The sequence below is a fragment of the Streptomyces sp. NPDC058534 genome (assembly GCF_042717365.1).
Lineage (GTDB): Bacteria > Actinomycetota > Actinomycetes > Streptomycetales > Streptomycetaceae > Streptomyces.
In genome coordinates, this window is sequence record NZ_JBHXNW010000047.1 from 24,256 (window position 1) to 38,744 (window position 14,489).

The following is a 14,489-nucleotide window of genomic DNA, read 5'->3' on the forward strand; positions in this document are numbered from 1 at the left end:
CGGCTGGGCCCCCCGCCCACCCGGGCCCACGGAGCCCGCCCCACACCCCATCGCGTCCGGGCGCCGACTCCCCGCGGGGCGGCGCCGCCCCGGCGGAGCCCCCCGCACCCCGTCCCGCACCGGACGAGACCACCCCCGACCACCCGTCCCACTCGCACGCGCACGCGCACGCGCACCCGGAAGGCGACACCACTTCATGACCGGCTCGACCACCGCCGACGAGAAGCTCACCTGGCTCATCGAGGGCCTGCTGGAGCGCACGCCGGGCGCGCGGCACGCGCTCGTGCTCTCCCGAGACGGCCTCAAGCTGTGCCGCACCCCGGAACTCTCCGTCGACCAGGCGGACCAGCTGGCCGCGATCGCCGCCGGCATCCAGTCGCTGTCCCAGGGCGCCTCCGTGGAGTTCGGCGACGGCAGCGGCGGGGTGCGCTCGGCCATGACCGAGTTCTACGGCGGGATCCTGTTCATCGTGGAGGCCGGAGAGGGCGCGCACCTCGCCGTGGTCACCGCGGAGGACGCGGACGCGGGGCTGGTGGGGCACAACATGAGCGAGCTGATCGAGCAGCTGGGGGAGCACCTCACCGCGCAGCCCCGCACGTCATGAGCCGCCCCGGCAGGGACGACGCCCCCGACCGCCTGTACACGGTCACCCAGGGGCGCAGCCGGTCGGCGTCCGACAACCCCTTCGACCTGGTCACCCTGGTGGTCGCGGAGTGCGAGCCGACGCGCGGCATGCAGTCGGAGCACTCGGCGATCCTGCGGCTGACGCAGGCGCCCACGGCCGTCGTGGAGATCGCCGCCGAACTGCGGCTGCCCGTGAGCATCACCAAGATCCTGCTCTCCGACCTGCACGCCGCGGGCCGGGTGAGCGCCCGTCATCCGTACACGGCAGCCGTCCCCGATCCCGACATCCTGGAGCAGGTGCTCGTTGGACTCCGCAATCTCTGACGCCCGCACCCCCCTGGGTGCGTCCGCCGACAACGGCCTCAAGATCGTGGTCGTGGGCGGATTCGGCGTCGGCAAGACGACCATGGTCCGCTCGGTCAGCGAGATACGTCCCCTCAACACCGAGGAGACGATGACGCAGGCCGGCGAGGCGGTCGACGACATCAGCGAGGTGCGCGGCAAGACCGCGACGACCGTCGCCTTCGACTTCGGCCGCATCAGCCTCGACGCGCGCAACGTGCTGTACCTGTTCGGCGCGCCCGGGCAGGAGCGGTTCTGGTTCCTGTGGGACCGGCTGTTCTCCGGCACGCTCGGCGCGGTGGTCCTCGTCGACACCCGGCGCATCGACGACTCCTGGTACGCCATCGACCGGCTGGAGCACCACGGGACGCCGTTCATCGTCGCCTGCAACGACTTCGGCGGCCCACAGCACCCGCCCGAGGCGGTCCGCGAGGCACTGGACCTGGACCCGAGGGTGCCGCTGGTGTTCTGCGACGCCCGGTCCCGCGAGTCCAGCAAGCAGGTACTGATCGCGCTGGTCGAGCACCTGAGGACCCGTTACGCCGGCCATGGAGCCCCGCCCCGACAGGAGTTCGTGTGAGCACCGACGCCACCGACGCCGTACCGCTCAGCGGCCCCCGCTTCCAGACCGAACCCGCGCTGCTGTACCGGCAGATGCGGCGCGAGCACGGTGCCGTCACCCCGGTGCTGCTGGACGGGGACGTCCCGGCCTGGCTGGTGGTGGGCTACCGCGAGCTGCACCAGGTGACCGGCGATCCGGTGCTGTTCAGCCGGGACTCGGAGTTGTGGAACCAGTGGGAGAACATCCCGGACGACTGGCCGCTGCTTCCGATGATCGGCCGCAGGCAGCCGTCGATCCTCTACACGGTCGGCGAGCGGCACCGCGAGCGCGCCACCATGATCAGCGACGCGCTGGAGGCCGTCGACCCGCACGTCCTGCGCGGCCACGCCGAGCGGTTCGCCGACGAACTCGTCGACCGGCTCTGCGCCAAGGGCGAGGCCGACCTGGTCGCCGACTACGCCATGCTGCTGCCGGTGCGGGTCCTGGCCCGGCTGTACGGGTTCTCCGACGAGCAGGGACCGGCGCTGGTCACCGCCCTCAACGACATGATCGACGGCCGGGAGCGGGCCATCGCGGGCCAGACGCACCTCGGGACGTCGATGGCGCGGCTCCTCGCCGACCGGAAGGCGGCGCCCGCCGACGACGTCGCCTCCCGGATGCTGTCCGACAAGAGCGGCTTCACCGAGGAGGAGGTCGCCCAGGACCTGATGGTGATGATGGCCGCGGGCCACCAGCCGACGGCGGACTGGATCGGCAACTCGCTGCGCCTGATGCTGACCGACGAGCGTTTCGCCGCCTCGCTGTTCGGCGGCCGCAACAGCGTCGCCGAGGCCATGAACGAGGTGCTGTGGGAGGACACCCCCACGCAGAACGTGGCCGGCCGCTGGGCCTCCCGCGACACCCGGCTCGGCGACCGCCGGATCCGCGCCGGCGATCTGGTCCTGCTCGGCCTCCAGGGCGCCAACTCCGACCCGCAGGTACGCACCGACGGCTCCGCCCTCACCGGCGGCAACAACGCGCACTTCTCCTTCGGCCACGGCGAGCACCGCTGCCCCTTCCCCGCGCAGGAGGTCGCCGAGGTCATCGCGCGCACGGGCATCGAGGTCGTCCTCGACCGGCTGCCGGACATCGACCTGGCGGTGCCCGCCGCGTTCCTCACCCGTCGCCCCTCGCCCTGGCTGCGGGGGCTGACCGAGTTGCCCGTGCGGTTCACCCCGACCCCTGCCCTGGGAGGCACGTCAGCATGACGACCGGCACCGAAGAAGCCCGGATACCGCTGGATCCGTTCGTCACCGACCTGGACGGCGAGGGCGCACGGCTGCGCGCCGCCGGACCGCTCGCCGCCGTGGAGCTGCCGGGCGGCGTCCCCGTCTGGGCGGTCACGCACCACGCGGAGGCCAAGTCCCTGCTCACGGACCCCCGACTGGTCAAGGACATCAACGTGTGGCGCGCCTGGCAGCGCGGCGAGATCCCCGCGGACTGGCCGCTGATCGGGCTGGCCAATCCGGGCCGTTCGATGCTCACGGTGGACGGCGCCGAGCACCGGCGGCTGCGGATGCTCGTGGCGCAGGCGCTCACGGTGCGCCGGGTCGAGCACATGCGGGAGCGGATCACGGAGCTGACCGGCCGGCTGCTCGACGAGCTGCCCGCGGACGGCGGCGTGGTCGACCTCAAGTCCGTCTTCGCCTACCCGCTGCCCATGTACGTCGTCGCCGACCTGATGGGCATCGAGGAGGCGCGCCTGCCGCGCCTCAAGGTGCTGTTCGAGAAGTTCTTCTCCACGCAGACACCGCCTCAGGAGGTCCTCGCGACCCTCACCGAGCTGGCCTCGATCATGGCGGAGACGGTCGCCGCGAAGCGGGCCGCGCCCGGCGACGACCTGACCAGCGCGCTGATCCAGGCGTCCGAGAACGGCGACCACCTCACCGACGAGGAGATCGTCTCCACGCTCCAGCTGATGGTCGCCGCCGGCCACGAGACCACGATCTCGCTGATCGTGAACTCCGTGGTCAACCTGTCCACGCATCCCGAGCAGCGGGACCTGGTGCTCTCCGGGAAGGCGGACTGGTCGGCGGTGATCGAGGAGACGCTGCGCTGGTCCACCCCGACCTCGCACGTCCTGATCCGCTTCGCGACCGAGGACGTGCCGGTCGGCGGCCGGGTGATCCCCGCGGGGGACGCGCTGATCGTGTCGTACGGCGCGCTGGGCCGGGACGAGCGGGCGCACGGTGCGACGGCCGAGGCGTTCGACATCACCCGCACGCCGGGGAACCGGCACATCTCGTTCGGCCACGGCCCGCACGTGTGCCCGGGCGCCGCCCTGTCCCGGCTGGAGGCCGGCGTGGCGCTCCCCGCCCTCTACGCCCGCTTCCCGGATCTTGACCTCGCGGTGCCCGCCGCGGAGCTGCGCAACAAGCCGGTGGTCACGCAGAACGACCTGTTCGAACTGCCGGTCAAGCTGGCTTGACGCATCCGGGCCGCGAGACAGCCGCGGCCCGGCCACCGCCCGGTCGCCCACCCGCGGGGCGTTTGCTTCCCGCCCCGCGGGCAACTCCGACATTCCGGACGCCGGTCCCGTTCCGGCAACCGGCGTCGACACTGCTGTGTGGCACCCCGGGAGTCGCCATGTGGAAGCGCAAGGGCAGGAAGGACCGCCGGACCCCGCGGCCGGTCCCGATGGAGCTGTGCGACCTGTGCGCCAAGGTCTTCCCCCAGGACGAGTCCGTGACCGGCTATGTGCCGGACTCCTCCGCGGTGCACACCGCCCATGAACGGTTCGACGGGCTGCGGCTCATCACCGCGTGCTCGGACGACCACTTCGACGTGATCAAGAAGGGGTACACGCACCGGCCCTTCGTGGAGGAGGAACTGTGGGCGGCCAAGCTCACCCGCGCCCTCACCAAGGGCACGCCGGCGCTCTCCATGGACCAGCTCGGCTGCCGGACCGGCCTCCAGGAGCCGCAGATACGCGCCGCCATCGCCTGGCACAACGAACGGCTGCGTGAGCAGCAGGGCACGGACCCCTGATACCGGCCCTGTCCCGTGCGTCCCGTGCGTCCCGTGCGTCCCGTGCGTCCCGTGCGTCCAGGGCCGTCCGGGTGGCCCGACGTTTGCCCGGACGCCCCCGGGGTCACTCAGTTCCCCGTCGGCGAGCCATCGAAAGGACGCCCGAGGAGCACCCGTGAACCGGTTGTGGCGGCCGTTCCACCGTGTGTGGGACCGGCTGGCCGCGTCCTCCCTCGTCCGGCGCGGCCGGGACCTGGAACTGATGCACAGGGCGATGGGCTTCGCCACGCTCGCCCTGGTCACGCTGGCGCCGCTGCTGATCGTGGTGGCCGCCGCCGATCCGCTGGGACGCGGCGGCTTCGCGTCCTGGCTGGCGGACGGTATGGGGCTGTCGGGCCGGTCCGCCCGGGTGCTGACCGACATCATCAGCCCGCCCACCAAGGTCGTCGGCACCACGAGCGTGTGGGGTGGCGTCCTGCTCGCCGTCTTCGGCGTGTCCTTCGCGGCGAGCGTCCAGAACGGCTACGAACGCATCTGGGAACTGCCCTCCGGCCCGTGGCACCGCGTCTGGCGCCAGGCGACCTGGGTGGTCGCGCTGACCGCGTACCTCTACCAGGAGGTGCAGACGCGGACCGCCCTGCACGGGACGGCCCGGATCGCGCTGTCCACCGCCGTCGGCGTGCTGTTCTTCTGGTGGGGCCAGCACTTCCTGCTGGGCTGCCAGGTGCGCTGGCGGGACCTGCTGCCCGGGGCGCTGGCAACCATGGTGGGCCTGATCGGCCTGCGGGTGTTCTCGTACCTGTTCTTCACACCGCTCATCCTCGACAACGCGATCAGCTACGGCACGGTCGGCATCGTGCTGGTGGTGGAGTCCTGGCTGATCGGGGTGGGGTTCGTCGTCTTCGGGGGCGCGATGGTCGGGCACTGGTTCTGCGAGCACCACTGGTGGACCCGCAACATCGACCGGCAACCGGACTGACCCCGCGCGGGTGAGCGAGCGCGGCTACCGCGGCGGTGCCGCCGTGCTCGCGCGGGTCACCAGACGGGTCGGTACCAGCGTCGTGCCCCGCTCCGGGACGGCCTCGCGCATCTTGCGGAGCACGGCCTGCACGCAGAGCCGCCCCACCTCGGCGAAGTCCTGGTGGACGGTGGTCAGCGGGGGCAGGAAGGAGCCGGCCTCGGCGATGTCGTCGAAGCCGATGACGCTGACGTCCCGCGGAACGCTGCGGCCGTGTTCGTGCAGGGCCCGCATCAGGCCGAGGGCCATCTGGTCGTTGGCCGCGAAGACGGCCGTGCACTCCCGGCGGGCGGCCAGCTCCAGACCGGCCCGGTACCCGGACTCCGCCGACCAGTCGCCCCGGACGAGCGGCGGCACGGTGCGGCCTGCCTCGGTGAGCGTGTGCCGCCAGGCGTCGGTCCGGCGCTGCGCGGCGAAGGAGCCCTCGGGGCCGCCCAGGTGCCACACCGTGTCGTGCCCGAGGTCCAGCAGGTGGCGCACGGCGGTGCGGGAGCCGCCGGCCTGGTCGGTGTCGACGACCGTGTAGTGGTCGCCCGCGTCGGAGTCGACCACGACGACCTGGACGTGGGGCGGCAGTGTGAGGCTCGCCGCGTCCAGGAGGTGCACCTCCATGATGACGATCACGGCGTCGACTGCCAGCTCCTCCAGCCGCGAGAACGCGCCCCGCACCTCGTCCTGGGTGGGGACGGCGACGGGCAGCAGCGTCACCGCGTACCCCTCGCTCGCCGCGGAGGTGGCGATGGCCTCCAGGGTGCGCACGTTGCCCGTGGTGGCCAGCGTGAAGGTGATGACGCCGATGGTGCGGAACTCGCCTCGCTTGAGGGCCCGGGCCGCACTGTTGGGCCGGTACCCCAGCTCCTTCATGGCCGCCAGCACCTGCCGCCGGGTCTCCTCGGTCACTCCGGCGTAGCCGTTGGAGACGCGGGAGACGGTCTGCGAGGAGACCCCCGCCAGCCGGGCCACGTCCGCCATGGACGCCGTCGGCACCCGGCCGCCGCGCCGCCGCCGCGGGGCCGTGTTCCCGGCGTCCCTCGCGTCCGCGACTCCCTCAGCGGTGTCCACTGCCGTCCGCCACCTCTCCGCACCTCTTCCGGTCCCGCCCCGAAGGACCCTTGACCGTCGTCCTCGGGGCAGTGTAGACATGCCGCCATCGAATGTTTACGTAAACATAACAGCAATCCTCCGGCCGGACCTCTTTCCGCGCCACTCGATGTTTACGCAAACACGCTGAGACTCCCGGACGTGGACGAGCGAGGACCGACATGACGACGCTGCAACCGCCGGCCATCGCCGAGCCGCGGCCCGCCCCGCCCCCGGCGGCGCGGCGCGACCGGCGCTCCTGGACGGGGTGGGGGTTCCTCGGTCCCTTCGTGGCCGTGTTCGCCCTGGTGTTCCTCGCGCCGATCGCCTACTCCGTCCACCTCAGCCTCTTCCGCGACCAGCTCATCGGCGGGACCACCTTCGTCGGTCTGGACAACTACGGTCAGGCGCTGACGGACGACCGGTTCTGGGCCTCGCTCGGCCGGGTCTCGCTCTTCCTCGCCGTGCAGGTGCCGATCATGCTGGGCATCGCGCTGCTGGTGGCGCTGGCGCTGGACAGCGGGCGCCTCTACGGCCGGGACTTCTTCCGCGTCTCGATCTTCCTGCCGTACGCCGTGCCCGCCGTGGTGGCCACCCTGATGTGGGGCTTCATGTACGGCACCCGCTTCGGCCTGGTCGGTGACATCAACGGGGCGCTGGGCGTCTCGCTGCCCGACCCGCTCTCCCCCGATCTGGTGCTCGCCTCCATCGGCAATATCGTGACCTGGGAGTTCGTCGGCTACAACATGCTGATCTTCTACGCGGCCCTGCGGGTCGTCCCGCACTCGCTGTACGAGGCCGCCCAGATCGACGGGGCGGGGCAGATCCGCGTGATCACCGCCATCAAGCTCCCGGCGATCCGCGGCGCCCTGGTGATCGCCACGATCTTCTCCGTCATCGGCAGCTTCCAGCTCTTCAACGAGCCCAGCATCCTCCAGCCGCTGGCCCCCAACGCCATCACCACCGACTACACGCCGAACTCCTACACCTACGCGCTCTCCTTCAACGGACAGCAGCACAACTACTCCGCGACGGTCGCCATCGTGATGGGGCTGATCACCGTGGCCATCGCCTACGTCGTCCAGCTGCGCGGCATGCGCAAGGGAGTGTGATCCGGCGATGACCGGTCCTGCCGCCACCGCCCTCGACCGTTCCGCGCGCGTGTCGTCCGGCCCGTCCGGCTCCGTGCCCCGGCTGCGTACGTCCCGGCGCCGGCACTCCCCCGACAAGCCCCGGCGCAGCGTCCTGCTGACCGTGCTCACCGGTCTCGTGCTGCTGTACAGCCTGGTGCCGCTGGTCTGGCTGGCCGTCGGCGCCACCAAGACCCAGGAGGGGCTGTCGCGTTCGTTCGGCCTGTGGTTCGACGGCGACTTCGCGCTCTGGGACAACATCGGCGAGACGTTCACCTACGACGACGGTGTCTTCGTCCGCTGGCTGCTCAACACCCTGCTGTACGTGGGTCTTGGCGCGGGCGGCGCCACCCTCCTCGCCGTGCTCGGCGGCTACGCGCTCGCCAAGTTCCGCTTCCCCGGCCGGCGCGCGGTGTTCGCCGTCGTCATCGGCGCGGTGGCCGTACCGGGTACCGCTCTGGCGGTGCCGACCTTCCTGATGTTCAGCGAGATGGGGCTCACCAACACCCCCTGGGCGGTGATCATCCCGTCCCTGATCTCGCCGTTCGGTCTCTATCTGATGTGGGTCTTCACGACCGAGGCGATCCCCACCGAACTGATGGAGGCCGCCCGGATCGACGGCGCCGGCGAGGTGCGCACCTTCTTCCGGGTCGCGCTGCCGCTCCTGGCGCCGGGCGTCGTCACCGTCCTGCTGTTCACCATGGTCGCGACCTGGAACAACTACTTCCTGCCGCTGGTCATGCTCAAGGACCCCGACTGGTATCCGCTGACCCTGGGCCTGAACAGCTGGAACGCCCAGGCCGCGACCGCCGGTGGCGAGGCCGTCTTCAACCTGGTCGTCACCGGGTCGCTGATCACGATCCTCCCGCTGATCGCGGCGTTCCTGCTGCTCCAGCGGTACTGGCAGTCCGGCCTGGCCGCCGGAAGCGTCAAGGAATGACCCCCACGCGCCCGTCCTCCCCTCCAACCCTCAACGGTGCCGGTCACGGCCACGAAGAAGTGGAAGCACACCCATGCCCAAGCACTCGCGCCGCCTGCTGAGCGGTATAGGTCTCGTCTGCGCCCTCGCCCTGGCGGCGACCGCCTGCGGCGACTCCGACGACGGGGGATCGAGCCGGAAGCCGGTCTCCCAGGACGACGTCCGAGCGGCCCTGAAGAAGGGCGGCACGATCACCGTCTGGGCGTGGGAGCCCACGCTCGAGAAGGTGGCCACGGACTTCGAGAAGAAGTACCCGGGCGTCAAGGTGAACCTCGTCAACGCCGGCACCAACAACGACCAGTACACCGCTCTCCAGAACGCCGTGTCGGCGAAGAAGGGCGTCCCGGACGTCGCCCAGGTCGAGTACTACGCGATGGGCCAGTACGCCCTGACCAAGCAGCTCACCGACCTCACGGCGTTCGGCGCCGACAAGCTCTCCGCCAAGTTCTCCCCCGGACCCTGGAACGGGGTGAGGGCCGGCTCGGACGGCATCTGGGCGCTGCCCATGGACTCCGGCCCGATGGCGCTCTTCTACAACAAGAAGGTCTTCGACAAGTACGGCATCGAGGTGCCCACCACCTGGGCCGGGTACCTGGACGCCGCGCGCGAGCTGCACAAGGCCGACCCGAAGGCGTACATCACCGCAGACACCGGCGACGCCGGGCTCACCACCAGCATGCTCTGGCAGGCCGGTTCGCGTCCCTACACGGTGAACGGCACCGAGGTGAAGATCGACTTCTCCGACCGGGGCGCCAGGACGTACACCGACACCTGGCAGAAGCTGATCGACGAGAAGCTCCTCGCCCCCGTCACCTCCTGGACCGACGAGTGGTACAAGGGCCTCGGCGACGGCACCATCGCGACCCTGGCCACGGGCGCCTGGATGCCCGCCAACCTCGCCTCCGGCGTGAAGGAGGCGGCCGGCGACTGGCGCGCCGCACCGCTGCCGCAGTGGACCGCGGGCGGGAAGGCGAGCGCGGAGAACGGCGGCAGCGCCCTCGCGCTGCCGGAACTCGGCAGGAACGAGGCGCTGGCGTACGCCTTCGTCGAGTACGCGAACGCGGGCGACGGCGTGGGGACCCGCGTGGAGAACGGCGCCTTCCCGGCCACCACCGCTGAGCTGCGGTCCGCCGCGTTCCAGGACACCGCGTTCCCCTACTTCGGCGGCCAGAGGGCCAACAAGATCTTCGCCGAGTCGGCCACGAACGTCGCCGACGACTGGTCGTACCTGCCCTACCAGGTGTACGCGAACTCGGTCTTCAACGACACCGCCGGCAAGGCCTACGTCTCCGGCACCACGCTCGCCGAGGGGCTGAAGTCCTGGCAGGAGGCCTCCGTCAAGTACGGCGACGAGCAGGGCTTCACCGTCGAGAAGTAGCCCCCCGGCACCGCACGCACCACACCGGAAGGACCGCCATGATCTCCACCCTCGCGTCCCGCCTCCACCGCGGGCCGGACGGTGCCCCCACCCCCCGGCTCGCCTTCGGCGCCGACTACAACCCCGAGCAGTGGCCCCGGGAGGTGTGGGAGGAGGACGTACGGCTGATGCGCGAGGCCGGCGTCACCATCGTGTCGCTCGGCATCTTCTCCTGGGCCCGCATCCAGCCGGGCCCCGACACCTGGGACTTCGGCTGGCTCGACGACGTCATGGACCTGCTGCACGAGCACGGCGTGGGCGTCGACCTGGCCACCGCCACCGCCTCCCCGCCGCCCTGGCTGACCACCGCGCACCCGGAGATCCTCCCGGTGACCGACCGGGGCGAGACGCTGTCGCCGGGCGCGCGCCAGCACTGGCGTCCGACCTCGCCCGTCTTCCGTGAGCACGCCCTGCGCCTGGTCCGGGAGATGGCGACCCGCTACGCCGGCCACCCGGCGCTGGTCGCCTGGCACGTCAACAACGAGCTGGGCTGCCACAACGTGTACGACTACTCGGACGACGCGACCCGTGCCTTCCGGGACTGGCTGCGCGCCCGGTACGGCACGCCGGACGCGCTCAACCACGCCTGGGGCACGGCGTTCTGGTCGCAGCGCTACAGCGACTGGGAGCAGGTCCTGCCGCCGCGGCTGGCCGCCTCGCACCCCAACCCGACCCAGCAGCTGGACTTCAAGCGGTTCTCCTCGGACGCGCTCAAGGACCACCTGCGCGCGGAGCGCGACCTCCTGCGGGAACTGACCCCCGGCGTCCCCGTGACCACCAACTTCATGGTGATGCCCGGCACCAAGGGCATGAACTACGCGGACTGGGCCGCCGAGGTCGACTTCGTCGCCAACGACCACTACGTGGTGCCGAGCGGGCGCGAGCGCGACGAGCTGTCGTTCTCGGCGAACCTCACCAGCGGCATCGCGGGCGGCCGGCCCTGGTTCCTGATGGAGCACTCCACCAGCGCGGTGAACTGGCAGCCCGTCAACCTGGCCAAGCGGCCGGGCGAACTGGCCCGGGACTCACTGACGCACGTGGCGCACGGCGCCGACGCGGTCTGCTTCTTCCAGTGGCGCCAGTCGGCGGCGGGCGCCGAGAAGTACCACTCGGCGATGGTCCCGCACGCCGGCCCGGACAGTGACGTCTTCCGCGCGGTCACGGAGCTGGGCGACACGCTGGGGGCGCTCGCGCCGGTCGCCGGGAGCGAGCGGGAGCCCGCGGAGGTCGGCATCCTCTTCGACTGGGAGTCCTGGTGGGCGAGCGAGCAGGACTCGCACCCCACCTCCCTGCTCGACTACCACCGGGAGGCGCTCGACTGGTACTCGGCGCTGCTCTCCCTCGGCGTCCGCGCCGACGTCGTCACCACCGGCGCCGACCTGAGCCGCCACCGGGTGCTGATCGCACCGGTGCTGCACATGGTCCCGGCCGGGACGGCCAAGGACCTCACCCGGTACGCCGAGCAGGGCGGGCACCTGGTCACCACGTACTTCTCCGGTGTCGTCGACGAGAACGACCACGTCTGGCTCGGCGGCTACCCGGGCGCCCTGCGGGACCTGCTCGGCATCCGCGTCGAGGAGTTCGGCCCGCTGCCCGCCGGGCAGGGCGTGGAGCTGGACGACGCGAGCACCGGCGACCTGTGGACCGACCAGATCACCGTGACCGCGCCGGACACCGAGGTCCTGGTCCGCTACCGCACCGGCACGCACGCGGGCCGCCCGGCCGTCACCCGGCGCCCCACCGGGGGCGGTTCGGCCGCCTACGTGTCCACCCGGCTCGGCACGACCGGGCTCGCCGCACTGCTGCCGCGGCTGCTGGAGCCGGCCGGTGTCGCGAGCGAACTGCCCGCCGAGGTGCGCGGATCGGTCGAGGCCACCGTGCGGCGCGGCCCCGGCGGCCGGTTCCTGTTCCTGGTCAACCGGACCGACGCGGCGGTGACCGTCCCCGGACTCGCCGGAGAGGTCCTGGTGGGTGACTCCGGCAGCGGAGGCTCCCTCGTCCTGGCACCCAGGGACGTCGCCGTCCTGCGCACGTCCACCGACTGAGCCGCACCGGCACGACACGGCTCGCACCCGCACCATCCCGCGACTCCCCGGAGCGGCACGCACCCGCTCCGGGGCCACCGCAGCGACCACACCCTCCAGTTGGGAGCACACGATGGCACGCCGTACCCGCAACAGACGCCTCATCGGGACCGCCGTCCTGACCGCCCTGGCCACGGGGGCCGCCCTGATCGGCGTTCCCGCCCAGGCCGAACCGGCCGCGCCCGCCGCCTCCGTGACCGTGCGGCCCGACCCGTCGTACCGGCAGGAGAGGTTCGAGGGCTGGGGCACCAGCCTGGTCTGGTTCGCCAACGCGACCGGCGACTACCCGCCGGAGATCCGCGAGAAGCTGGCCCGGCTCCTGTTCGACGACGACGGCCTCGGGCTGAACATCGCCCGCTACAACATCGGCGGCGGCAACGCGCCGGACGTGCGGGACTACCTGCGGGCCGGCGGCGCGGTCGAGGGCTGGTGGAAGGCGCCCGCGGGCACCACCCGCGAGGACACCGACTGGTGGAGCGCCGGCGACCCGGCCGACTGGAACGAGGACGCCGACGCCACCCAGCGCTGGTGGGTCGAGCGCGTCAAGGACGACATCGACCACTGGGAGACCTTCAGCAACTCCCCGCCCTGGTTCATGACCGTCAGCGGCTACGTCTCCGGCGGCTTCGACTCCTCCGCCGACCAGCTCAGGACCGAGTCGGTCGACGACTTCGCCGCCTACGTGGCCGGGGCGACCCGGCGGCTGGAGAGGGCCGAGGGCATCCGGGTCGACACCGTGGACCCGTTCAACGAGCCCAACACCCCCTATTGGGGAACACAGCTGGGCGCGGACGGCGAACCCGTCGGCGGCCGGCAGGAAGGCGCCCACATGGGGCCCGAGCTGCAGCGCAAGGTCCTCCGGGCCCTCGCCCCGGCGCTGAAGAAGGCGAGGGTCGGCGCGGACATCTCCGCGATGGACGAGACCAACCCCGGCATCTTCGCCCGGAACTGGAGCGCCTACTCCGAAGCCGACCGCGACCTGGTCGGGCAGATGAACGTCCACACCTACGGCACCGGGCAGCGCACCACCGTGCGCGACCTCGCCAAGGCGGCGGACAAGCCGCTGTGGATGAGCGAGGTGGGCGGCGACTGGGGCGACGGCCAGGACTTCGAGGACATGCGGCCCGGTCTCGGACTCGCCCAGCAGATCGTCGACGACCTGCGCGAACTGGAGCCCCGTGCCTGGGTGTTCTGGCAGCCCGTCGAGGACTACGACAACATGAAGCCCGGCGGCGAGTCCGCGAAGGGCGGCAACTGGGGCAGTATCCAGCTCCCGTTCGGCTGCACCGCCGAGGACACCCTGGAGACCTGCCCGATCCGGACCAACACCAAATTCGACACGGCCCGCAACTTCACCCACTTCATCAAGCCCGGCGACCGGCTGATCGGCACGGACGACACCTCCAGCGCCGCCGCGGTCGGGCGTGACGGCAAGAGCGCCTCGCTCGTCCACGTCAACCGCACCACCGAGGCCCGCACCGTCACCCTCGACCTGTCGAAGTTCCGGGACGTGAGCCGCGGGGCCACCGTCACCCCGGTCGTGACCAGCGCCGACGGCAAGCTCGAACAGCGGGCCCCGATCAGGGTCGGCGATCGTACGGCCACCTTCACCGTGCCCGCGCAGTCCGTGACCTCCTTCGAGATCAAGGGCGTCTCCGGCACAGCGAAGGACGCGGCCCCGTTGCGCAAGGGCCGCACCTACACGCTGACCGGCGTGCAGAGCGGCAAGGCCGTCACCGTCGCGGACAACGGCACCAACCTGGTCCTCGGCACCGAGGCCGGCACGAGCGCCCAGCAGTGGCGGCTGAGCGCGGTGCGCCACGACAGCGGCGTCCGCGACCGCCACGTCTTCACCAACCCCGAGGACGGCACGCGGCTGGCCGTACGCGACGACGTCCCGGTGGCCGAGCCCGACACCGGCAAGCGCGACGAGGCCGCCGAATGGATCACGTCGACCACCGGTGACGGCACCTGGACCCTGGTCAACGCGGCCACCGGGCGCCTCCTCGAAGTCGGCGGCCAGGCCACCCACGAGGGCGCGGACGTCACCACGTGGCCGCCCAACTCCGGTGCCAACCAGCGCTGGACGGTGACGGACGTGTCCGCCGGCTGATCCCTTTCTCGGCGCGGGCGGCGTCGTGACGGCGCACCTGCCGCCGATGACCCTGGGCACAGTCTGATCGGCAACTCCCGCCGTGGGGGGGGGGGCGGGGGGGGCGGGGGGGGGGGGAGAGGGGGGCAAAAGAG

The 14,489-nt window shown here is 71.7% G+C and carries 13 protein-coding genes; 12 read left to right on the forward strand and 1 reads right to left on the reverse strand.

Annotated features, from left to right (window positions below):
* The first annotated feature begins 196 nt into the window (after nucleotides 1–196).
* From ACFWR9_RS26350 to ACFWR9_RS26380, 7 genes are all read left to right on the forward strand, one after another.
* Complete coding sequence (locus tag ACFWR9_RS26350; RefSeq protein ID WP_161325856.1) at nucleotides 197–604, forward strand: roadblock/LC7 domain-containing protein; 408 nt, start codon at nucleotides 197–199, stop codon at nucleotides 602–604.
* On the forward strand, nucleotides 601–948 hold the full coding sequence (locus tag ACFWR9_RS26355; protein ID WP_383846357.1) for a DUF742 domain-containing protein: 348 nt from the start codon (nucleotides 601–603) through the stop codon (nucleotides 946–948). The genes ACFWR9_RS26350 and ACFWR9_RS26355 overlap by 4 nt, the downstream gene beginning before the upstream one ends.
* Nucleotides 929–1,546 carry an ATP/GTP-binding protein gene (locus ACFWR9_RS26360; protein ID WP_383846358.1) on the forward strand — a complete coding sequence of 206 codons (618 nt, stop codon included), beginning with the start codon at nucleotides 929–931 and terminating at the stop codon, nucleotides 1,544–1,546. Before ACFWR9_RS26355 ends, ACFWR9_RS26360 begins: the two co-directional genes overlap by 20 nt.
* Entirely contained in the window at nucleotides 1,543–2,775 is a 1,233-nt protein-coding gene (locus ACFWR9_RS26365) for a cytochrome P450 (protein WP_383846359.1), read from the forward strand. Before ACFWR9_RS26360 ends, ACFWR9_RS26365 begins: the two co-directional genes overlap by 4 nt.
* A complete protein-coding gene (locus ACFWR9_RS26370; protein ID WP_383846360.1) occupies nucleotides 2,772–3,995 on the forward strand; it encodes a cytochrome P450 in 1,224 nt (407 codons plus the stop codon). The genes ACFWR9_RS26365 and ACFWR9_RS26370 overlap by 4 nt, the downstream gene beginning before the upstream one ends.
* 158 nt (nucleotides 3,996–4,153) lie before the next feature.
* Nucleotides 4,154–4,555, forward strand: a complete 402-nt coding sequence (locus ACFWR9_RS26375) for a hypothetical protein (RefSeq protein ID WP_383846361.1) — start codon at nucleotides 4,154–4,156, stop codon at nucleotides 4,553–4,555.
* Between the two features lie 154 nt (nucleotides 4,556–4,709).
* Nucleotides 4,710–5,513: a ribonuclease BN gene (locus tag ACFWR9_RS26380; protein WP_383846362.1), complete on the forward strand. Its 804-nt coding sequence runs from the start codon at nucleotides 4,710–4,712 to the stop codon at nucleotides 5,511–5,513.
* 24 nt (nucleotides 5,514–5,537) lie between these two features.
* Here ACFWR9_RS26380 and ACFWR9_RS26385 read toward each other — a convergent pair whose 3' ends face one another.
* On the reverse strand, nucleotides 5,538–6,524 hold the full coding sequence (locus ACFWR9_RS26385; RefSeq protein WP_383846394.1) for a LacI family DNA-binding transcriptional regulator: 987 nt from the start codon (nucleotides 6,522–6,524) through the stop codon (nucleotides 5,538–5,540).
* 290 nt (nucleotides 6,525–6,814) lie between these two features.
* Here ACFWR9_RS26385 and ACFWR9_RS26390 point away from each other — a divergent pair, with 290 nt between their 5' ends.
* From ACFWR9_RS26390 to ACFWR9_RS26410, 5 genes are all read left to right on the forward strand, one after another.
* Complete coding sequence (locus ACFWR9_RS26390; protein ID WP_383846363.1) at nucleotides 6,815–7,744, forward strand: carbohydrate ABC transporter permease; 930 nt, start codon at nucleotides 6,815–6,817, stop codon at nucleotides 7,742–7,744.
* Between the two features lie 7 nt (nucleotides 7,745–7,751).
* A complete protein-coding gene (locus ACFWR9_RS26395) occupies nucleotides 7,752–8,702 on the forward strand; it encodes a carbohydrate ABC transporter permease (RefSeq protein WP_383846364.1) in 951 nt (316 codons plus the stop codon).
* Nucleotides 8,703–8,775: 73 nt separating this feature from the next.
* A complete protein-coding gene (locus ACFWR9_RS26400) occupies nucleotides 8,776–10,119 on the forward strand; it encodes an extracellular solute-binding protein (protein ID WP_383846365.1) in 1,344 nt (447 codons plus the stop codon).
* A gap of 38 nt (nucleotides 10,120–10,157) precedes the next feature.
* Entirely contained in the window at nucleotides 10,158–12,203 is a 2,046-nt protein-coding gene (locus tag ACFWR9_RS26405; RefSeq protein WP_383846366.1) for a beta-galactosidase, read from the forward strand.
* Between the two features lie 112 nt (nucleotides 12,204–12,315).
* Nucleotides 12,316–14,355 carry an RICIN domain-containing protein gene (locus ACFWR9_RS26410; protein WP_383846367.1) on the forward strand — a complete coding sequence of 680 codons (2,040 nt, stop codon included), beginning with the start codon at nucleotides 12,316–12,318 and terminating at the stop codon, nucleotides 14,353–14,355.
* The last annotated feature ends 134 nt before the right edge of the window (nucleotides 14,356–14,489 follow it).